The organism is Bradyrhizobium sp. WSM2793, from assembly GCF_000379585.1.
Classification (GTDB): domain Bacteria; phylum Pseudomonadota; class Alphaproteobacteria; order Rhizobiales; family Xanthobacteraceae; genus Bradyrhizobium.
This window is the reverse complement of sequence record NZ_KB902777.1, coordinates 60,909-80,609: the sequence shown is the minus strand read 5'-3', so window position 1 is coordinate 80,609 and position 19,701 is coordinate 60,909. Positions and strand designations below refer to the sequence as shown.

24 protein-coding genes are annotated in these 19,701 nt (G+C 64.5%); 12 read left to right on the top strand and 12 right to left on the bottom strand.

The features are described 5' to 3' along the window. Window position 1: 1 nt before the first annotated feature. From A3AS_RS0112585 to A3AS_RS0112575, 3 genes are all read right to left on the bottom strand, one after another. Window positions 2-436 carry a hypothetical protein gene (locus tag A3AS_RS0112585; protein WP_018317939.1) on the bottom strand — a complete coding sequence of 145 codons (435 nt, stop codon included), beginning with the start codon at window positions 434-436 and terminating at the stop codon, window positions 2-4. Between the two features lie 162 nt (window positions 437-598). Then, window positions 599-817 carry a hypothetical protein gene (locus A3AS_RS0112580; protein ID WP_026201937.1) on the bottom strand — a complete coding sequence of 73 codons (219 nt, stop codon included), beginning with the start codon at window positions 815-817 and terminating at the stop codon, window positions 599-601. 386 nt (window positions 818-1,203) lie between these two features. Then, a complete protein-coding gene (locus tag A3AS_RS0112575) occupies window positions 1,204-1,488 on the bottom strand; it encodes a hypothetical protein (RefSeq protein WP_026201936.1) in 285 nt (94 codons plus the stop codon). Between the two features lie 186 nt (window positions 1,489-1,674). Here A3AS_RS0112575 and A3AS_RS0112570 point away from each other — a divergent pair, with 186 nt between their 5' ends. From A3AS_RS0112570 to A3AS_RS0112560, 3 genes are all read left to right on the top strand, one after another. Continuing rightward, on the top strand, window positions 1,675-2,262 hold the full coding sequence (locus A3AS_RS0112570) for a formyltransferase family protein (protein WP_018317936.1): 588 nt from the start codon (window positions 1,675-1,677) through the stop codon (window positions 2,260-2,262). A 172-nt stretch (window positions 2,263-2,434) separates the two neighbouring features. Beyond that, window positions 2,435-2,785 (top strand): hypothetical protein, encoded by a 351-nt coding sequence (locus A3AS_RS0112565; protein ID WP_026201935.1) that lies wholly within the window; start codon window positions 2,435-2,437, stop codon window positions 2,783-2,785. Further along, a complete protein-coding gene (locus A3AS_RS0112560; RefSeq protein ID WP_018317934.1) occupies window positions 2,730-3,275 on the top strand; it encodes a hypothetical protein in 546 nt (181 codons plus the stop codon). The genes A3AS_RS0112565 and A3AS_RS0112560 overlap by 56 nt, the downstream gene beginning before the upstream one ends. Window positions 3,276-3,327: 52 nt before the next feature. Here the strand turns inward: A3AS_RS0112560 and A3AS_RS0112555 are convergent, their stop codons facing one another. Beyond that, entirely contained in the window at window positions 3,328-3,726 is a 399-nt protein-coding gene (locus A3AS_RS0112555; RefSeq protein WP_018317933.1) for a RidA family protein, read from the bottom strand. Window positions 3,727-3,878: 152 nt separating this feature from the next. Here A3AS_RS0112555 and A3AS_RS0112550 point away from each other — a divergent pair, with 152 nt between their 5' ends. Together A3AS_RS0112550 and A3AS_RS0112545 are read left to right on the top strand one after the other, a co-directional pair. Next, a complete protein-coding gene (locus A3AS_RS0112550) occupies window positions 3,879-4,754 on the top strand; it encodes a DMT family transporter (RefSeq protein WP_018317932.1) in 876 nt (291 codons plus the stop codon). A gap of 201 nt (window positions 4,755-4,955) precedes the next feature. Further along, window positions 4,956-6,389, top strand: a complete 1,434-nt coding sequence (locus A3AS_RS0112545; RefSeq protein WP_018317931.1) for a caspase family protein — start codon at window positions 4,956-4,958, stop codon at window positions 6,387-6,389. Window positions 6,390-6,483: 94 nt separating this feature from the next. On the opposite strand, the gene A3AS_RS0112540 is transcribed toward A3AS_RS0112545, so the two are convergent. Together A3AS_RS0112540 and cysK are read right to left on the bottom strand one after the other, a co-directional pair. Next, window positions 6,484-6,726 carry a BrnA antitoxin family protein gene (locus A3AS_RS0112540; RefSeq protein ID WP_018317930.1) on the bottom strand — a complete coding sequence of 81 codons (243 nt, stop codon included), beginning with the start codon at window positions 6,724-6,726 and terminating at the stop codon, window positions 6,484-6,486. A gap of 3 nt (window positions 6,727-6,729) precedes the next feature. Beyond that, a complete protein-coding gene (cysK, locus tag A3AS_RS0112535) occupies window positions 6,730-7,707 on the bottom strand; it encodes a cysteine synthase A (protein ID WP_018317929.1) in 978 nt (325 codons plus the stop codon). 221 nt (window positions 7,708-7,928) lie between these two features. Here cysK and A3AS_RS0112530 point away from each other — a divergent pair, with 221 nt between their 5' ends. Continuing rightward, entirely contained in the window at window positions 7,929-8,147 is a 219-nt protein-coding gene (locus tag A3AS_RS0112530) for a hypothetical protein (protein ID WP_018317928.1), read from the top strand. A 15-nt stretch (window positions 8,148-8,162) separates the two neighbouring features. Here the strand turns inward: A3AS_RS0112530 and tgt are convergent, their stop codons facing one another. Beyond that, window positions 8,163-9,308 (bottom strand): tRNA guanosine(34) transglycosylase Tgt, encoded by a 1,146-nt coding sequence (tgt, locus tag A3AS_RS0112525; protein WP_018317927.1) that lies wholly within the window; start codon window positions 9,306-9,308, stop codon window positions 8,163-8,165. A gap of 190 nt (window positions 9,309-9,498) precedes the next feature. Between tgt and A3AS_RS0112520 the strand changes: the two genes are divergently transcribed. From A3AS_RS0112520 to A3AS_RS0112505, 4 genes are all read left to right on the top strand, one after another. Further along, window positions 9,499-10,707: a patatin-like phospholipase family protein gene (locus tag A3AS_RS0112520; protein WP_018317926.1), complete on the top strand. Its 1,209-nt coding sequence runs from the start codon at window positions 9,499-9,501 to the stop codon at window positions 10,705-10,707. A 136-nt stretch (window positions 10,708-10,843) separates the two neighbouring features. After that, window positions 10,844-11,590 (top strand): TetR/AcrR family transcriptional regulator, encoded by a 747-nt coding sequence (locus A3AS_RS0112515; RefSeq protein ID WP_018317925.1) that lies wholly within the window; start codon window positions 10,844-10,846, stop codon window positions 11,588-11,590. Window positions 11,591-11,841: 251 nt separating this feature from the next. Continuing rightward, window positions 11,842-12,444 (top strand): PepSY domain-containing protein, encoded by a 603-nt coding sequence (locus A3AS_RS0112510; RefSeq protein WP_018317924.1) that lies wholly within the window; start codon window positions 11,842-11,844, stop codon window positions 12,442-12,444. A gap of 241 nt (window positions 12,445-12,685) precedes the next feature. Next, on the top strand, window positions 12,686-13,723 hold the full coding sequence (locus tag A3AS_RS0112505) for an aspartate-semialdehyde dehydrogenase (protein ID WP_018317923.1): 1,038 nt from the start codon (window positions 12,686-12,688) through the stop codon (window positions 13,721-13,723). Between the two features lie 126 nt (window positions 13,724-13,849). On the opposite strand, the gene queA is transcribed toward A3AS_RS0112505, so the two are convergent. The 5 genes from queA to coaD all read right to left on the bottom strand — a co-directional run bounded on the left by queA (window position 13,850) and on the right by coaD (window position 17,079). Next, entirely contained in the window at window positions 13,850-14,923 is a 1,074-nt protein-coding gene (gene queA / locus A3AS_RS0112500; RefSeq protein WP_018317922.1) for a tRNA preQ1(34) S-adenosylmethionine ribosyltransferase-isomerase QueA, read from the bottom strand. 166 nt (window positions 14,924-15,089) lie between these two features. Beyond that, complete coding sequence (locus tag A3AS_RS0112495) at window positions 15,090-15,554, bottom strand: peptidylprolyl isomerase (protein ID WP_018317921.1); 465 nt, start codon at window positions 15,552-15,554, stop codon at window positions 15,090-15,092. Continuing rightward, window positions 15,551-15,973, bottom strand: a complete 423-nt coding sequence (locus A3AS_RS0112490) for a hypothetical protein (RefSeq protein WP_018317920.1) — start codon at window positions 15,971-15,973, stop codon at window positions 15,551-15,553. The genes A3AS_RS0112495 and A3AS_RS0112490 overlap by 4 nt, the downstream gene beginning before the upstream one ends. A gap of 9 nt (window positions 15,974-15,982) precedes the next feature. Next, window positions 15,983-16,546: a peptidylprolyl isomerase gene (locus A3AS_RS0112485; protein WP_018317919.1), complete on the bottom strand. Its 564-nt coding sequence runs from the start codon at window positions 16,544-16,546 to the stop codon at window positions 15,983-15,985. A 35-nt stretch (window positions 16,547-16,581) separates the two neighbouring features. Continuing rightward, window positions 16,582-17,079: a pantetheine-phosphate adenylyltransferase gene (coaD, locus tag A3AS_RS0112480; RefSeq protein ID WP_018317918.1), complete on the bottom strand. Its 498-nt coding sequence runs from the start codon at window positions 17,077-17,079 to the stop codon at window positions 16,582-16,584. A 261-nt stretch (window positions 17,080-17,340) separates the two neighbouring features. Here coaD and A3AS_RS0112475 point away from each other — a divergent pair, with 261 nt between their 5' ends. Together A3AS_RS0112475 and A3AS_RS0112470 are read left to right on the top strand one after the other, a co-directional pair. Continuing rightward, window positions 17,341-17,598 (top strand): hypothetical protein, encoded by a 258-nt coding sequence (locus tag A3AS_RS0112475; RefSeq protein ID WP_018317917.1) that lies wholly within the window; start codon window positions 17,341-17,343, stop codon window positions 17,596-17,598. A 174-nt stretch (window positions 17,599-17,772) separates the two neighbouring features. Further along, window positions 17,773-19,626 carry a potassium transporter Kup gene (locus tag A3AS_RS0112470; RefSeq protein ID WP_018317916.1) on the top strand — a complete coding sequence of 618 codons (1,854 nt, stop codon included), beginning with the start codon at window positions 17,773-17,775 and terminating at the stop codon, window positions 19,624-19,626. Window positions 19,627-19,701: the final 75 nt, after the last annotated feature.

The following is a 19,701-nucleotide window of genomic DNA, read 5'->3' as shown; positions in this document are numbered from 1 at the left end:
ATTACCGCCCGTACATGCCGGGCGCGCGTGCGCGGTTCGGATAGCACTGTCCGCTCGAATAGTTGTAATCGTAGCCGTCCGGGCAGAGTCCGCCGCGTCGTCCGCCGTAGGCTTCGGGACGCCCGTAAGCGCCGGGCCCGTGCGCCCCGTTCGGATAGCAGCTGCCGTTCGAGTAATTGTAGTCGTAGCCGTGCGGACAGAGGCCGCCGCCGCGTCGTCGTCCGTAGTATTCGCCTGGCCCTGGATCCCGGGTATAGACACCCGGCGAATGATAGTCGTTGGGATAGCAGCGGCCGTTCGAGTGGTTGTAATCATAACCGTGCGGACATTGTCCGCCCGGACCACCCCTGAACTGAACTTGCTGCACCATGGGCTCCGGCGATGCCGCAGGCACGGTTGCGAATGCAAGCAGGCCGGCCAGCGCAAGCTCGATCATGACGTCTCCTCCAAATCACGGGGACAAGCCTAGCAGGATTCGTGTCCCACGAAACAACTCGGGGATTGAGACATGGCCGGCCTGAACCATGCATGAACCGGTTTTCGGCCTGCGACGATGCGTCGTCCCCACTCCGCGCGGGAGCCCGCCTCGCCGCCCCCGCTAGACCGGGTTGGAATTTTCCGCCTTGAGCCGGCCAAGGCCGGCCTCGATGATCGCGATCTCCTCGTCGATCTGGCCGATCGGCAGGCTGAAATCATAGCCGGACCTGCTCTTCAGATCGACCGCGAGCCGCTGTCTGTGCATCATCAGCTGATCGAGCCCGCGCCGGTTCTTCAGCCGCACATAGCTGTCGACAATCTGCTCAATTGCGCTCGGCATGAAATCTGTCCCGGCGAAAAAGGCCCGCGCGGCGCACAAAGGCCGGCGGGACATTTTCGGTGTCGCGGTACGCAATACAAATCCGCGACGGATTCGTCGATACGCCAGGCTGGTTGAAATCGTCTTACCATTCGATGATTTCGTGATGCGTGGCACGAAAAGGCCGCTGGCGATTATGCCAGCGGCCAAAGCCGGGTTCGAAAACGGATGCGGGTTGAAATGTCGCCAGCCCCGGTAGGCGCAGGTCTAGCAGCCGGCCGCAAATACCTCTGTTAAAAACGAAACACAGGAACCGGTTTTATCGCCTGCATGCAGGCCCGTCGTGGCCGTGCGGCAACGCCAAAACATGCTCCGGAAAAGTGCGCAGCGGTTCTCCGGATCACGCTTTAGTCCGTGACGCAGAAATAGGTGCGCGGATATCTGCGATAGGCGCCGTAGCGATAGTACGGCCGGTAAGCATAGCCGCGATAGAGCGCCGGCGGCTCCTCACCGTAATAGGCACCGTGATAGAAATTGGTGACCGGCCCTCCGGCGCAACGATAGGCGTCCCAGGTCGGCCCCACGAACGGCGCGACACCCGTCTCCGTCGGCACAGCAGGGTACGGCCCGCCGGCATGGGCCGGAGGGGCTACGATCAGCATCCCGAAAAGGAAAAGCCAGGCGCCTCGCATGCACTCGCTCCCAAGCCGTGCAATGCAGCTATGGAGCACCGGAACGGTCGCCTGCGCAATCGCGAAATCCGTCGCGCCCCGCCGGCACATTGTTGATAACCGGCGCAAACGCCGCGCGGGGGGTGACAGGGCGTCCGGACGTGTTATCGGGAGGATGACGCAGTTGCGAGACCGGATCGGACACCCATGCGCATTACCCTCGTCGGCTCCCGCCATTTCGGCGTGACCACCCTGAACATGCTCCGGGAGCACGGCGTCTCGGTCGTCCGGGTCGTCGTCGCCGATGCCGAGGATCGGCTGGCCGCGTCCGCCAAGGCGGCCGGCATCGAGGTCGCGGTCCAAGCCAATCCGAAGCTGGTGGTGGCCTCCGAGATTGCCCCCGATACCGACCTGATCATCACGGCGCACAGCCACGCCCGGATCGGCAGGGACGCGCTCGCCGCCGCCAAGTTCGGCGGGATCGGCTACCACCCCTCGCTGCTGCCACGCCATCGCGGCAAGGCCGCCGTGGAATGGACCATCAAGGAAGGCGATCCGATTGCCGGCGGCACGATCTATCATCTCGCCGACCGCATGGACGCTGGCGCCATCGCCGCCCAGGATTGGTGCTTCGTCAAGAAGGGCGAGACCGCCCGCGAGCTCTGGGAGCGCGCGCTCGCTCCGCTCGGCCTCAAATTGCTCGCCGACGTGATCGATTATGCCAAGGTCCACAAGGCGCTGCCGTCCAAGACTCAGGACGAGCAGTTCGCGACCTCTGCACCGAGTCTCTCCTGACGTTTACCCTTAACGTGAAGGGGCCTTGATTCCGCTTCGAAAATTGGAGCCAGGATCGCAAATAAACCATTGTTTCCACAGGAACAATTTTCGATTTGGCATTGCAACAAATTTCCGTCACATTTCGTCCGAATAAACGGCAGCATATCAGACAAATTCAAGGACGGAATTCATGCGTTTTGGTCGCATCGCGGCGTTCTGTGCCGCTGCAGTTTTGACCGGCACCCTCGCCGCTCCCGCCCTCGCCCAGAGCCCCTATGACGGCAACTGGCAGGTCATCATCGTCACCAAGAGCGGCACCTGCGAGCCGACCGCAAGCTCCATGCTGACGGTTGCCGACGGCCGGATCACCGCGCCCGGCGCTAACGTTTCCGGCACCATCGGCAGCGGGGGACTTGTGAAAGTTTCGATCAATGGTGCATATGCCAACGGTCAACTCAGCGGCAACGCCGGATCGGGGAAGTGGAATGGAGCATCTGCAGGCATACCGTGCAGCGGGCGGTGGGAAGCATCGCGCCAATAAACCAATTGGGGCTCGCGCCCGGAACCGGCGGCTGCTGATTGCGGCCGCCGTTTTGTTTGCGGCAGGGATCGCCAACACCGAAAGCATGGCCCAGTCGGGCCCCTTCGCCCCGCTGGCGGGTACCTGGAGCGGCGGCGGCGTCGTCACCCTAGACGACGGCTCGACCGAGCGGATCCGCTGTCGGGCCAGATACGCCCCGATCGGACCGACCATGGAGATGTCGCTGACCTGCGCCAGCGACGCCTACAAGTTCAACCTCGGAGCCAACGTCAAGGCTGAAGGCGGCGCGATCGCCGGCAGCTGGTCAGAGGCCAGCCGCAACATCTCTGGCTCGCTTCAGGGCCGCGGTGCCGGCGGAAACTACGAGCTGGTCGCCTCGGCCGCCGGTTTCAATGCCAACCTCTCGCTGAAGACGTCCGGCAACAAGCAGAACGTCTCGATCCGCGCGGATAGCCAATTCCGCGGCGCCAACATCTCGCTGTCGAAGTAAGACCGTAAAGCGACACGGCGGTCGATCCGGCGAGCGCGCCGGGTCGACTTTTTTATGCGCCGGGCACGAACGCCGTGACCTCGATCTCGACCTTGGCCCGCTCGTCCACGAGGCCACCGATATAGAGCAGCGTCGAAGGCGGGAAATTGCGTCCGAGCGTTTCCTTCCAGGCGGCGCCGATGCCGGCACCGGCTGCTTCATATTCGCCGCGGCTGGTCAGGTACCAGGTCAGGCGGACGATGTGCTCGGGGCCGGCGCCGGCCTCGGCCAGAAGCTTGATGATCCGCTTCAGCGCGGCCGCGACCTGCGCGGCCATGTCGGGCGCGTAATTGCCGGCCTCGTCGCCGCCGGTCTGGCCGGCCAAAACCACCCAGCGGCCAGGGCCTTCCGCCACAATGCCGTGAGAGAAGCCGCGCGGTTTTTTCCATTCGGCCGGCTGCAGGATCTGCATGAGCGGATTTCTCCCATTTTCTGTCGTTGTTCGTTGATGCCTTAGCACGTCGCCCTGCATCGCTGCATCCGCAGATTTGGCCGTTGCAAACGGTGGCGATGTCGTCGATACCGGCCGTCCTTTCACATTCCATCCACCAGCACCCTGCCCCAATGAGCGCGACACCGTCCAAAACGATGGCTGCATTGTGGATGGCCGGCTGGCTGTCGCTGATGCTGGTCATGGCGGTTGCCGGGCGCGAGACCACGCGGGAGCTCAACGTCTTCCAGATCATGGAAGTGCGTTCGGTGATCGGTCTCACGCTGCTCCTGCCGCTCATCTACCGCGCCGGCGGCTTCAAGGCGGTCGCGACCAAACGCCTGCCGCAGCACCTTGCACGCAATGGGGTCCATTATTTCGCGCAGCTCGGCTGGTTCTACGCACTGACGCTGATCGGAATCGGGCAGGTGGTGGCGATCGAGTTCACCATGCCGATCTGGACTGCGGTGTTGGCCGCAACGTTCCTGTCCGAACGCATGACGATTTGGAAGATCGCCGCCGTCGTGCTCGGGATCGTCGGCGTCGTCATGATCGTGCGACCCGCCACCAGCGAGATCAATCCGGGCCAACTGATCGCGCTCGGGGCTGCAATCGGCTTCAGCGTCTCGATGATCCTGGCGAAGTCGCTGACTCGGACCGAGAGCGCCTTGTCGATCCTGTTCTGGATGATCATCGTGCAGATGGTCGTGGGCCTGCTGCCGACATTCGCCGTCTGGACCTGGCCGTCAGCCTATCTTTGGGGATGGCTGTTCGTCATCGGCGTCTGCGGCACTTTCTCGCACTATTGCCTTGCCAGCGCGCTCCGACATGCCGACGCGACGATCGTGGTTCCCATGGACTTCCTCCGGGTTCCACTGACTACGACGGCCGGCTGGCTGCTGTATTCCGAGCGGCTCGACGCCTGGACGGTGCTCGGCGCTGTACTGATCCTCTGTGGCAATCTGCTGAATTTGAAGCCGGCCTCAGCGGTTCCCGCCCGCGCGCCGTGAACCTCGCGCTGCCTGGCGCGACAAAACAAAGTGGCCGTGTGATTTGGATCACGTTGGGAATCATTCCCATCGTGCACATTCGGCCACACAGCAGCGGGTTGCACGCAACGGACCGCCGTTTCGGTGGCGCGAAGTCGGGCACTTCGTGTAGGTTCGTTGCCAATTCGTTGCTGCCTGCAATTCGATTCTGGGGATTTCAGAATGCGCTATCTCACCCTCCTCGCTTCGCTCATGTGCGTGGCACTGTCGGTCAGTGCCGCGAAGGCCGACCGTCGTGTCGCCTTCGTCGTCGGCAACGGCTCCTACAAGAACGTCGCACAATTGCCGAACCCGCCGATCGATGCCAAGGCGATGGCGGCGACGCTGCGCAATGTCGGCTTCGAGGTGATCGAAGGCTCCAATCTCAGCCGCGACCAGATGACGGAGAAGCTGCTCGACTTCGGGCGCAAGGCGCAGGGCTCCGACATCGCGCTGTTCTATTATGCCGGCCACGGCATCGCCGTCAGCGGCACCAATTACCTGCTGCCGGTCGACGCCGACATCAAGTCGGAGATGGACGTCAAGCTGGGCGCCGCCATCAACATCGATCTGACGCTCGAGCAGACCATGGGCGATGCCAAGGTCAAGCTCGTCTTCCTGGATGCCTGCCGCGACAATCCGTTCGCCGCCAAGATCAAGTCGAACTCCGCGACGCGCAGCGTCAACGTGCAGAGCGGTCTTGCCGAGATGAAATCCGGCGAAGGCACCCTCATCGCGTTCGCCACCGGCCCTGGCCAGACCGCGCTCGACGGTCAGGAGGGCAACAACAGCCCGTTCACCCGTGCGCTGATCGACAACATCACCAAGCCCGGCATCGAGATCCAGCAGGCGATGACGTCGGTGCGCGCCCAGGTCAATGAAGAGACCCGCAAGGGTCAGCTGCCCTGGGGCCACACCAACTTGACCGGCTCGGTCTATCTCAACCAGGCTCCGACAACCCAGGTCGCCAACGCGGCGCCGACCGCTTCTGGCATCGTGCCGGCGGCGAGCGGTAGCTCGGACGGCGTCGAGCTCGAATATTGGCGCTCGGTGAAAGAGTCCAACAAGCCCGAAGAGCTCAACGCCTATCTCTCCGCCTATCCGAACGGTCAGTTCAAGGCGCTGGCGCTGGCACGCCTCGCGGCCATCAAGAGCGGCCCGTCGACCGCGACGCGCACCCTCAACGCCGGCGTCGATCCGGCGACCTTTACCGACGAGGCCACCCAGCTCACCGAGGATCAGATCGGCCTCGACAAGACCCAGCGCCGCGACGTGCAGCGTCGCCTCACCGGGCTCGGCTTCGACACCAAGCAGACCGGCGTGTTCAGTGATGAGACCCGGACCGTGCTCAAGCGCTGGCAGGCCGCTCGCGGCTATCCCTCATCGGGTTACCTCAACAAGCACCAGCACAAGGCCCTGATCTCGGAGGTCCAGGCCGCCCCGCCGACCGCGAGCGACAACAGCCAGAAGGCGGCCCGCCGTGCCGCCGCGCCCGCAGGCAGCAGCGCACCGGCACCGGCACCGGCTCCCCAGCGCAGCAATCCCGGCGATGCCGCCGGCGCGGCGTTCGTGGGCGGCGTCGTCGGTGGCATGATGGGCGGCATGTTCCGCCGCTGAGATGCGGTAAGCTTGAAAACACAAAAGCCCGGCTCGCACCGGGCTTTTTCTTTGGTGCGACGGTGTCGCAGCATGCCCGCCATTGCGAGGTTGGCTACTTCCCCGCGGCCTTGCGCAACGCATCGTTGATGCGGTCCTGCCAACCCGGTCCGCCCTCCTGGAAAAACTCCAGCACGTCCTGATCGATGCGCAGCGTCACCTGCTCCCTGATTCCCGGCGCCACGTTCGGCTTCGGCGGCGCCGCGGCGACCTTGGCTGTCACCTTCTTGAATGCCGCCTCGGCCTCGGTCCTGGCATCTCCGAGCGTGCGCGGCCGCCTCGGGGGTTGATCCGCCATGTCCTAGATTCCCTCAAACAGCGCTGTCGAAAGATACCGCTCCGAGAAGGACGGCACGATCGCCAGGATGGTCTTTCCCGCCGCTTCCGGCCGCTTGCCGATCTGGATCGCCGCAGCGATCGCCGCGCCCGAGGAGATGCCGCCTGGAATGCCCTCATGCCGCGCCAGCGCGCGCGAGGTCTCGATCGCCGTCGTCGAGTTGATCTTCACGATCTCGTCGATCACGGCGCGGTCGAGGATGTCGGGAACGAAGCCGGCGCCGATGCCCTGGATCTTGTGCGGCGTATGCTGTCCGCCTGACAGCACCGGGCTTTCCTCCGGCTCGACCGCGACGACGCGAAGTGAGGCCTTGCGCGGCTTGAGCACCTGGCCGACGCCGGTGATCGTGCCGCCGGTGCCAACCCCGGCCACGAAGAAATCGATATTGCCGCCGGTGTCGTTCCAGATCTCCTCTGCGGTGGTGCGGCGGTGCACCTCGGGATTGGCGAGGTTCTTGAACTGCTGCGGCATCACCGAGTTCGGCGTCGTCTTCAACAGCTCCTCGGCCGCGGCGATCGCGCCTTTCATGCCCTGCGCCGCCGGCGTCAGCACCAGCTCGGCACCGAGAAAGGCCAGCATCTTGCGCCGCTCGATCGACATCGATTCCGGCATCACCAGCTTGAGGCGGTAGCCGCGTGAAGCCGCCACGAAAGCGAGCGCGATGCCGGTATTGCCGGAGGTCGGCTCGATCAGCACGGTGTCGGGCTTGACGATGCCCGCTTTCTCCATCGCGATGATCATGGCCGCGCCGATGCGGTCCTTCACGCTCGCGGCCGGATTGAAATATTCAAGTTTTGCCAAAATCGTGGCATTCACATCGTGCATGCCGGGCAGCCGGCGCAAGCGCACGGTCGGCGTGTTGCCGAAGGCGTCGACGATCGAGTCATAGATCCGGCCGCGGCCGGGTTGGTGCGCTGCACCCGTGGTGGACGATGCGTCCATGATGAACTCCCTGTGACGACACTTGCGCTTCTTACGCAGCTCATGCGCAGTTACGGATAGCCTGCGACGACACGCAAGCGAGAATGCGGCACATGTTAAATACGCTGCATCGCAAAATCGCGTGAGCTTCAATTAGCAGAAAACCAACGCATTTGTGTTGCGACCTCGTCAACTGATTCTGCTTATGTTAGACTTAGGTCTCAAAGCAGGGAGGTCACACGATGTCAGCAGTTGCTGAAGTGATGCCGACCGTAGCGCTAAGGCGTGATCCGCGTTGCAGCGAGTTGCCGACCTGTCCCGTGTGCGCCGACTCCATGGTCGCCGCCGAAGCATCTGCGTATGTGTCGGACCATTTCATCAGCTATCTCTGGACCTGCGACAATTGCGGCTATGGCTTTGTCACCAAGCACGCCGTCAAGCAGCGGATCGTGTGCAACTGAGCTTGGACCGTTGATCTAGCGCGGGGCGATATCGCCCCTCGCCCAGTCCGCGCGCGTACGCTGATAGAACTCATCGAATTTTCCATGTGCGATCGCGTCCCGGATGCCCTGCATCAGGAACTGGTAGTAAGCGATATTGATTTCAGACAGCAGCATCGCCCCCAGCGTCTCGCCCGCCTTGACGAGATGATGCAGATAGGCGCGCGCGCAGTTGCGCGCCGACGGCCATGAGCTCTCCTCATCCAGTGGACGCGGATCGTCGGCGTGGCGGGCATTGCGCAAATTCACCTGGCCGAAGCGGGTGAAGGTGACGCCGTGCCGGCCATTGCGCGTCGGCATCACGCAATCGAACATGTCGATGCCGCGCTTGACGGCTTCGAGGATGTCGTCGGGCGTGCCGACGCCCATCAGATAGCGCGGGCGCTCTTTCGGCAGCAATGGTGCGGTCTCGTCGATCATCGCCAGCATCACCGCCTGCGGCTCGCCGACGGCAAGGCCGCCGATCGCATAGCCGTGGAAGCCGATCGCCACGAGACCTTGCGCGCTCTCGTGGCGAAGCTGCGGGATGTCGCCGCCCTGCACGATGCCGAACAGCATGTAGCCGTCGGGCGCGCTCTCGAAGGCGCGCTTGCTTCGCTCGGCCCAGCGGAGCGACAATTGCATCGCACGCTCGATGTCGGTGCGCTCGGCCGGCAGCCGCACGCACTCGTCCATCTGCATGGCGATATCGGAGCCGAGCAAGCGCTGCACCTCGATCGAACGCTCCGGCGACAGTTCGACCTTGGCACCGTCGATATGCGAACGGAAGGTGACGGCGTTCTCGGTGACCTTCCGCAGGTCCGACAGCGACATCACTTGGAAGCCGCCGGAATCCGTCAGCATCGGCCCGTTCCAGCCGGTGAACTTCTGCAAACCGCCAAGGGCTGCGATCCGCTCGGCGCTTGGACGCAGCATCAGGTGATAGGTGTTGCCGAGCACGATGTCGGCGCCGGCATCGCGCACCTCGCGCCAGTGCATGCCCTTCATGGCGCCGGCGGTGCCGACCGGCATGAAGGCGGGCGTGCGCACCACGCCATGAGGCGTGGTCAGGCGCCCGGTCCGCGCGGCGCCATCAGTGCCGAGCAATTCAAAGTGATTGGGAAGATCATGGTCCGGATTCATGGCCGTGCTTATTGCGTGTCGGAGGAAGCCGATCAACCCGCCCAACCCACACGGTGGCCGGTCAGTGCCTCGGACTGGGACATAATCGACGCGAAAAGTCGTACCGCCACCCTTGTTAAACAAAACGATACAGTGTAGTTTTATCCTGGGGCTGGACGAGATGCCGCGGCGAATTTGCCGGCGGCGGTAAATGCGTGATCGCCAGCCACCGACAATGCCCTTCGCTTCCTGCTCGACTGACGTCGCCGGCCGCTCGCATGCCTGGATCAGGCAGACAGGCGGCCGCCTGGCCGCATTTCTGGTCCTGGCGTGCAGCCTGGTGCTCGGCGCCTGCACCTCGCTGCCCCGGACGCCCTATACGGCCGCAGAAGCCAGCACATCGCGCGTGCTCGAGATCGATGGCCTCAGGCGCTACGCCGACGAGCCCATCACAAAATTCAGCTTCGAGAAGGACACCAGCACCGCGACGAAGTCCTATCTGGCGCTCTCCGGCGGCGGCGCCGATGGCGCCTACGGCGTCGGCGTGCTCAATGGCTGGACCGCGGCCAGAACCCGCCCCACCTTCTCCGTCGTCTCGGGCGTGAGCACCGGCGGCCTGATCGCACCGTTTGCGTTTCTGGGCTCGCAATACGACGACACGCTGAAGGAGGTCTATACCAGCGGCATCGCCGAGACCCTGTTGAACGATCCCAGCATCATGCGCGTGCTGTTCGGATCCGGCCTGTTCGGCAACACGAGGCTGCGCGAGCTCGTCGCCCGCTATGTCGGGCCGGAGGTCATGGCGCAAGTCGCGCGCGAGAATGCCAAGGGCCGAAAGCTCCTGGTGGTGACGACCGATCTCGACACCCAGCGCACCGCGATCTGGGACATGGGCAAGATCGCCGCGGTCGGCACGCCCGAGGCGCTCAAACTGTTTCGCGACGTGATGGCGGCCTCCGCCAGCATCCCCCTTGTGTTTCCGCCGATCATGATCGACGCCGAGGGCCAGGGCCGCAAGTTTCAGGAGATGCATGTCGATGGCGGCGTGACCGCGCCGGTGCTGACGCTGCCGGAAGCCCTGCTTTTCCAGGGCAACCGTCTGCCCGGCAACGCGAAGATGGACATCTACATCCTCGTCAACAAGAAGATCGAACGCAATTTCGAGCTGGTCTCCAACGGCACCATTGATGTCGCCTCGCGCAGCCTGTCGGCGATCACCCAGTCGCAGACGCGCTCGATCATCTTCTCGACCTATGATTTCGCCAAGCGCAACCGTCTCGGCTTCCACCTCTCCTACATCGCGCGCGAGTATCCGGCGCCGCCGTCGGAAGGGTTCGACACCGCCTATATGCGGGCGCTCTACCAATACGGATATGACAAGGCCGCTGCCGGTCAGGCCTGGAGCTCGACGGTGCCGTGAGCTTCCCGAGACGGAACGAGGCCCTGCCGAAACCGTTGACGATACGGCCAATTCGGCCAGATTCGCGATGACGCCTCCCCTCCTGCGCGATATAGAGCGAATGACGACTGTCAGAAACGCGCAGGAATCATTGGGCATGGGATTGACTGCGACCAGGACGAGACCAGCAGCGCCGCGGCGCGAGGTGCCGAAATCCCGCGGCGGCCGGCCGACGAAGACCGCCGCCATCGAGCGCGACCAGCGGCTGATCGAGGTCGCCACCCGCCTGTTCCTGGACCGCGGCTTCGACGCCACCTCGCTCGACGCGGTCGCGGAAGCGGCCCGGGTCAGCAAGCCCACCGTCTATTCCCGCTACGGCGACAAGCGCGGCCTGTTTGCCGCCGTGCTGAGGCGCGAGATTGCGCGCTGGCTTGCGCCATTGTCGGCCGCCGCCGAGACGCAACTCTCCAGCGTCTCCGACATCTCGGTCGAGCAGCGCCTGGTGGAGATCGGGCGCGAGATGCTGACATTCACCTGCGGACCCGACGCCGTCGCCTTCAGCCGCATGATGACGTCGCAGGCCATCAACTTCCCCGACGTTGCCAAGCTCGGCAAGGAGGAAGGCTGGATGAAAGCCGTCGCCACCACGGCGCGCTTCTTCGACCGTCTGGTGGCGCAAGGCGCGCTCGACGTCGAGGACACCAACATTGCAGCCGAGGTGTTTCTCGACGTGGTCGTCGGTCACACCCACCGCATGGCGACCTTCGGAACGGCCCTCGAGATGAAGGCCGCCGAAAAGCGCATGCGCGCGGCCATCAAGCTGTTCCTGGCCGGCGCGCTGGGGCCTGCCGACCGCGCCCAGGACACCAAGGGCAGCACGCAGCGCCGCCGCCCCTCCCGCTGACAATTCCGTGAGCGCGCGATCTATCCCCACGGGGGTGAGGCCGGCGGCATTGACCAAAATAAAACGATACGGTATGGTTTAGTTATAAGGCGATACGGACCGCTTTTTCACCAGCCCCAAAGAGGTCCGTATCGCTTCGATCGCCGCGGCGGGTACAGCCCGTCACGACGCTCCGCGGCCGACCGATGCCCAAGGTCGGCCGCGTCTTCTTTCGGATGATCAGGCCCGCTCGCCGGCCAGAGGTTTCGAGCATGAAGACAACTGAACGACATATCTCGCGATTGCTTGCGATCGCCTTCTCCGCGCTGCTCCTCGCCGCGCCTGCGCGGGCGATCGTGACCGCGGGTACGCCGACCGCCCTTCACAGCGACACAGATGGTGATGCCGAGGCCGACCGCCAAGCCGTCAGCCGCGAGATCGAGCGCTTCCGCAGCTCGTCGATCTCGATCAGCCAGGCCATGTCGATCGCCGAAGCCCGGCACGCCGGCGCCACCACGGCGGATGTGAGTTTCGACGGGGCCGCCCGGGTGCCGGTGTATCGGGTGAAGACCCTGCACAACGACCGGATCTGGCGCCATACCATCAATGCATCGACCGGCGAGCTCGTCGGCGGCGAAGCCGCCCTCCCCCTCACTGAGCTCGACCACGAGGATCGCGACAACCTCGCAGCGCTCGGTGCGATCAGGCACCGCCTCGCCGATGCTGTCCGCGTCGCCGAACGCGCCGCCTCGGGCAAGGCGATCAGCGGCGGCTTGGTGCGCGAACGCGGCCGGCTCAACTTTTCGATCGTCGTCGTCAGCGGCGACGACCTCAAGGAGGTCACCCTCGAGCCGCCGGGCGCCAGGGCGAAATAACGGGAGTTCGGCCCCGGCATCGACCGGGGTGAAAAGCCATTGACGACCGCAAAACTCTCCCGCATAAGTCGCCGCCATGTTCACGACCACCAAACGCACGACCAAAACCACCACGGCCTCAGGGGCCCGGGGAGGCGTGCGCGCGTAGTCGTCGACTAAAACGCATCAGCTCTACGGCAAGCCCCGCCCTCGTTGGTCCGGGGCTTTTTTGTTGCCTAAATCTCAGCTCAACCGAAATGCAATGGAGGACAAAGTGAGTAACGATCCCGTCGTCGCGATTGTCGGCGTCACCGGTGCGGTGGGCGCCGAATTCATCGCCACCATGGACAAGCGCGGGTTTCGCGTCGGCAAGCTCAAGGCGCTGGCCAGTGCCCGCTCGGCCGGCAAGACGGTGTCGTTCCGCGGCCAGCCGGTCGTGATCGAAGAGCTCAATGAGCGCTCCTTCGAAGGGGTCGATATCGCCCTGTTCTCCGCTGGCGGCAGCATCTCCAAGAAGTTTGCGCCGATCGCGGTGAAGTCCGGCGCGGTCGTGGTCGACAACTCCTCCGCCTTCCGCATGGATCCGAACGTGCCGCTCGTGATCCCCGAGATCAACGCGAACCGCATCCGCGACCACAAGGGCATTATCGCGAACCCGAACTGCGCCGCGATCACCGCACTGGTGCCGCTGTGGCCGATCCATCAGACGAACCGCATCAAGCGCGTCATCATCTCGACCTACCAGGCCGCTTCCGGCGCCGGCGCGGCCGCGATGGAGGAGCTGGTCGAATCCACCCGCGCCAATCTCAACGGGCAGGTCTATACGCCGAAGGTGATGCCGCACCCCTACGCGTTCAACCTCTTCAACCACAACACTGCCGTCGACCCTGACACCGGCTACAACGACGAAGAGACCAAGGTCATCAAGGAGACCCGCAAGATCTTCGAGGACGAGAGGATCGCCATTGGCGTCACCTGCGTGCGCGTGCCGGTGCTGCGCGCGCATTGCGAGGCCATCACCTTCGAATGCGAGAAGGAGATCACCGAGGACCAGGTCCGCGCCATCATGGCCCGGGCGCCCGGCGTGAAGGTCGTCGATGACCGCGTCAAGAACTACTTCCCGATGCCGATCGACGCCTCGGGCCAGGACGACGTCCTGGTCGGCCGCATCCGCAAGGACCTCAGCGATCCCTCCGGGCATTCGATCTCGATGTTCGTGGCGGCGGATCAGCTTCTCAAGGGTGCTGCGCTGAATGCGGTTCAGATCGCGGAGCTGTTGCCGCAGCGGGTGATGGCGTAGTCGATGTCCTAGCAACTGGTATCGTAGGGTGGGCAAAGGCGCGCAAGCGCCGTGCCCACCACTCTTACCCCCAATTCAAGAAAGACGTGGGCACGCTTCGCTTTGCCCACCCTACAGCGCCAGCGCTTAGCCGCGCGACCTGAAGAGCAAGCACGCATCGCCATACGAATAAAACCGATACCCGCTCGCGATCGCATGCGCATAGGCCTGCTTCATCGTCTCCAGCCCCGAAAACGCCGACACCAGCATGAACAGCGTCGACTTCGGCAAATGGAAATTCGTCATCAAAATATCGACCGCGCGGAAGCGATAGCCGGGCGTGATGAAGATCGAGGTCTCGGCCGCGAACGGCTGGATGGTGCCGTCTTCGCTCGCGGCGCTCTCGAGCAAGCGCAATGACGTGGTGCCGACGGCTATGATACGGCCGCCGTTCTTTCGTGCCGCGTTGAGCTGCTCCGCCGTCTCGGCGGAGATCGTGCCCCACTCCGCATGCATCTTGTGGCCTTCGGTGTCGTCCACCTTCACCGGCAAAAACGTCCCTGCCCCGACATGCAGCGTGACCCTGACGATGCCGACGCCGCGCGCGCGCAGCGCCTGCTCCAGCGCCGGGGTGAAGTGCAGGCCCGCGGTGGGCGCTGCGACCGCGCCTTCGTTCACGGCGAACATGGTCTGGTAGTCGACGAGATCCTGATCGTCGGGCGTGCGCTTGGAGGCGATGTAGGGCGGCAGCGGCGGACTGCCGAGATCGGCGATGGCCTGATCCAGCGCCGGGCCGTGGAACGAGAACGACAACGTGACCTCGCCCTCGAGGCCCTTGGCCTCGACCTCGGCATCGAGATGGCCGAGCAGGCAGACCTTGCCTTCATTGCCGAAGCGGATGCGGTCGCCGGCGACAAGCTTCTTCGCGGGCTTCACCAGCGCCTGCCAGCGCGAGCCGTCGAGCCGCTTGATCAGCGTCGCCTCGATCCTCGGCTCGGTCTCGCGGCCGATGCGGCGGCCCTTCAATTGCGCCGCGATCACCTTGGTGTCGTTGACGACGAGCTGGTCGCCCGGTCTCAGCCATTGTGCGAGGTCGGCGATGGTCTGGTCGCGCAGTGCGCCGTTCTCCACGACCAGCATCTTCGCGGAGTCGCGCGGGCTCGCCGGACGCAACGCGATGCGCTCGGCGGGCAGGTCGAAATCGAACAGGTCGGTGCGCATGTCGGGCTCAGCGCCGTGCAGTCACTCCTCATCCTGAGGAGCGCGGAACGCGCGTCTCGAAGGATGAAGGCCCGGCTGCATCAGCTCGGCCTTCATGATTCGCTCGGCGATGCAAAGCATCGTCCGTAGACGGCGCTTCGCGCCTCCTCACCATGAGGGGGAACGCTTACTCAGCGTCAGCCGCCATCCGCGCCTTGACGATCTTGTCGGGGTTCTGCACCGGCTCGCCGCGCTTGATCTTGTCGACGTTCTCCATGCCCTCGGTGACCTTGCCCCACACCGTGTACTGGTTGTCGAGGAAGCGGGCGTCGTCGAAGCAGATGAAGAACTGGCTGTCGCCGGAATCCGGGTTGGCGGCGCGCGCCATCGAGGTGGTGCCGCGCACATGCGGCTCCTTGTTGAACTCGGCCTTCAGCTTCTTGCCGGAGCCGCCGGTGCCGGTGCCCTGCGGACAGCCGGTCTGCGCCATGAAGCCGTCGATCACGCGGTGGAACACGATGCCGTCGTAGAAGCCCTCCCGGACCAGCTCCTTGATGCGCGCGACATGACCGGGCGCGAGGTCGGGCCGCATCTCGATGGTGACCGGGCCCTGGGTGGTCTCGAGGATCAGGGTGTTTTCGGTGGCGCTCATGCTCGTCTCTCTTGCGTTGGAGGTGAAGTCTTGTCAGGCGTTTTGCGGCTGCGGAACTGGATCGCGAATGGTCGCCCCGCGGCGGCGCCGGCCATTGCATCGGTAAATGGCATCGGCGTGCAGCGTTGCAACGCCTCCATCACCGCGATCCGGTATTGCAGCCGGTCATTGTCGGAGGCCTCCGCGGATTCATAGGAGATCCTCGGATGGCCCAGAATGTCGCCGGACCGGTTAAAGCTCACGACGACGGTGATGTCGAGTGGGCGAGCCTTGGCGGCAGGCGGCGGTTTCCAGCAGGTGCGCAGGTGCCGGAAGATATCCTGGATGGTATTGACCTGCCTATCCTCGGCGGCCGCACTGGACACGCCGAGCAACAGCACCGCAGCAACCAGCAGGAGCCTGTCGCCACAACGTGCCATCGCCTTCTCCTATTTGATGTCGGAGGCGACCTGCACCTTCACCATCTTGTCGGGATCGGTCACGGCGCCGCCGGGGGAGCCGGGAGGAGCCTTCTTCAGCTTGTCGACGACCTCCATGCCCTGCACGACCTCGCCGATTACGGTGTACTGGTTATCGAGGCTGCCGCCGTCGGCGAACATGATGAAGAACTGCGAGTTGGCACTGTCGACGCTGTCGCCGCGCCGGGCCATGCCGACGATGCCGCGGGCGAAATGCACCTTGGAGAATTCCTGCTTCAGGTTCGGATATTTCGATCCGCCGGTGCCGTTGAAGTTCTGGCCGTCGCCGGTCTGCGCCATGAAGCCGTCCATGACACGATGGAACGGCACGTTGTTGTAGTAGCCCTCACGCGCGAGCTGCTTGATGCGCTCGGCATGCTGGGGCGCGATATCGGTGCGCAGCTTGATGACGATGCGGCCTTTGGTGGTGTCGATGACGATGGCGTTGGCCTTGTCGAGATTGGCCGGCAATTGCTGCGCCACCGCCGGCACCGCGAACAGAAGCGCGGCAAGAACTGCGAGAATTCGGATCATGACAACTCCGGATCAGAGAGAAAGGAAGCGCGCCGTTATGCGGCGAATTTTGCCTTGAGCTGGGCCGCAACCTGCGGCGGGACGAAGGCCGAGACGTCCCCGCCCATGCCGGCGATCTGGCGCACCAAAGTGGCGGTGATCGGGCGAACCATGGGAGAGGCCGGCAGGAAGACCGTATGCACCTCCGGCGCCATCGCCTCGTTCATGCCGGCGAGCTGCATCTCGTAGTCGAGATCGCTGCCGTCACGCAGGCCCCGAATCATGATCGTCGCACCGTGCTTGCGCGCCGCCGTCACCGACAAATCATCAAACGTCACAGCTTCGAGCACGCAGCCGGCCTTGGCGGCCAGCGGCCCGCAGACGTCATGGAGCATCTGCAGCCGCTCCTCCGTCGAGAACAGCGGCTTCTTGCCGGGGTGGACCCCGATCGCGACCACGAGCCGGTCGCACAGGGAAACGCTGTGCCGGACCACGTCCAGATGGCCGTTGGTGATGGGGTCGAAGGAACCGGGATAGAAGGCAATGCGCGGCATGGCCCCGTCCTACCGCGCCCGGCCCGGCCCGGCAAGCCGGGCCGGTTCCCCAGCCATTTTCCGGCGAAATATCCCGCCGGCCCTGTCGGCGATGGCCGGTTTGTTTCGTCCTGAGGGCGACCACGAAACAAAGCGGCGCGGACACGAAACCATTTCCCGTGCCGGCGAAGACGTCCGGAAACTGGCCATGGTTACTAATCCGGCCAACGAATGACGGGCCGCACACTGGGCGTAGGCGGCCGCATCACAGGGGACTGTCAAATGATCAAGGCTCTTTCAGCGATCGCTCTGTCTGCGTGTGTCGCCGCCGCCCTTACCCTCCTGCCCGGCTTTGCCCCGAGCGTCGAGGCCAGCGTGCCGCAGCCGCTGGCCAAGAGCGACCGGCTCGATATCCGCGCCATCGGCAAGGACTGTTCGCAGCAGGCCTGGCCGAATTTCGAGGCCTCCTGCCTGCGCAAGGCCGGCACCAAGGCGAATGTCCGCGAGGCCCGCCTCGTGACCGCCAACCGCACCCCGTAGGCCTGTCAGCTTCACGTCACATAATCCCGATGGAGTTTTGCGACGTCTCGTCGCAGACTGCGTTGCTCGCGCCCGCCGGAATGGCCCGTCGGGCGCGATCCTATCGGGGGGTTGCCATTGTCCAGTACGCCCGCTGTCGTTTCCGGCCACCATCCTGATCCGCTACCGCTTGCCATGACGATGGGCGCCCTCGGGGTGGTCTATGGCGATATCGGTACCAGCCCGCTCTATGCCCTGAAGGAAGCCGCCAAGGCGGCTGCCCATGGCGGCACACTCAGTCACGATGCTGTCCTGGGGATTGCCTCGCTGATCCTCTGGGCCCTGCTGCTGATCATCTCCCTGAAATATGCGCTGTTGATCCTGCGCGCGGACAATCGGGGCGAAGGCGGCATCGTCGCGCTGCTGGCGCTGCTCCATGCCCGCCACGCCCAGCCAGGCACATGGCGCGCCCATCTCCTGGTGGTCGGGCTCGTCGGCGCTGCGCTGCTCTATGGCGACGGCGCGATCACGCCGGCCATCTCGGTGCTCTCAGCCATCGAGGGCCTCAAGGTCGACGCCCCCTCGCTTGCGCCGGCCGTGGTGCCCGTGACCGTCGCCATCCTGATCGGCCTGTTCATGATGCAGAAGCAGGGCACCGGCTTCATCGGCCGCATCTTCGGGCCTGTGATGCTGGCCTGGTTCGTCGTGCTCGCGGCGCTCGGCATCCACGGCATCGTCAAGGCGCCGGCGGTGCTGGCGGCGCTCAGCCCGCTCTATGCCTTCGACTTCCTGATCCACCAGGATTTCCACATCTCGTTCGGAATTCTCGGCGCGGCCTTTCTCGCGGTGACCGGCGGTGAGGCCATGTATGCCGACATGGGACATTTCGGCCGCCTGCCGATCCGCCTCGCCTGGTTCGCCATCTGCCTGCCCGCGCTGGTGCTGAACTATTTCGGCCAGGCCGCGCTCTTGATCACCGATCCCACGATGATCGATAATCCGTTCTTCCAGCTCTGCCCCGACGCCCTGCACTATCTGCTGGTCGCATTCTCGACGGTCGCGACCGTGATCGCCTCGCAGGCGATCATCTCCGGCGTGTTCTCGCTGACCCAGCAGTCGATCCAGCTCGGCTTCCTGCCGCGCATGCTGATCCGTCACACCACGAGCCACGCGATCGGCCAGATCTACGTGCCGCTGGTGAACTGGCTGCTTGCAGCTGCGACGCTCGGGGCAGTCCTGAGCTTCGGCACGTCGGACGCGCTTGCCGGCGCCTACGGCATCGCGGTGTCGCTGCTGATGGCGATCACGACGCTGCTCGCCGCGCTGGTCGCGATCCAGTGGGGCTATTCGCCCTGGCTCGTGGTGGCCGTGAACGGCGCCTTCTTCGTCATCGACGTGATCTTCTTCTCGGCCAACTCGATCAAGCTGTTCGAGGGCGGCTGGTTTCCGCTGCTGCTCGCCGGCCTCGTCGCCTTCCTGATGCTGACCTGGCGCGCCGGCGTGAAGCTGGTCGAGGCCGCGAGGGGCCGGCTCCGGCAGCCCGAGGAAGACCTGATCGAGACCGCCGTGAACAAGTGCAGCGCAAGACTGCCCGGGACCGCCGTGTTCCTGGCCTCCGCACCGCGCGGCGTGCCGCTCGCGCTCACCCAGTTCGTCAGGCACAACCGCGTGCTGCACGAGCGCGTGCTGCTGGTCACAGTGCTGATCGAGGAGCTTCCGCACATCGCGGACGAGGAACGCGCCGAGGTGATCGACATCATTCCCGGCATCACCCGCGTGATCCTGCATTACGGCTTCATGCAGAACCCGACGATCTATGAAGGCCTGAATCTCGTCTGTCGCCAGAGCAAGCTGCCCGGCATCGACCTCTCCGACATCACCTATTACGTCGGTCGCGAGACCATCATTCCCAGCGAGGACATTCCCGGCATGTGGGTCTGGCGCGAAGGCGTGTTCGCCTTCCTGCAGCGCAACGCCGAACGCTCGGCCGCGTTCTTCGGCGTTCCGACCAAGCAGGTGGTGGAGTTCGGCACGGAGCTGGAGATTTAGGGCATGGCGCGTAGCCCGGATGGAGCGCAGCGCAATCCGGGACTTTTGAGCCTTGCGAGAACCCGGATTTCGCTT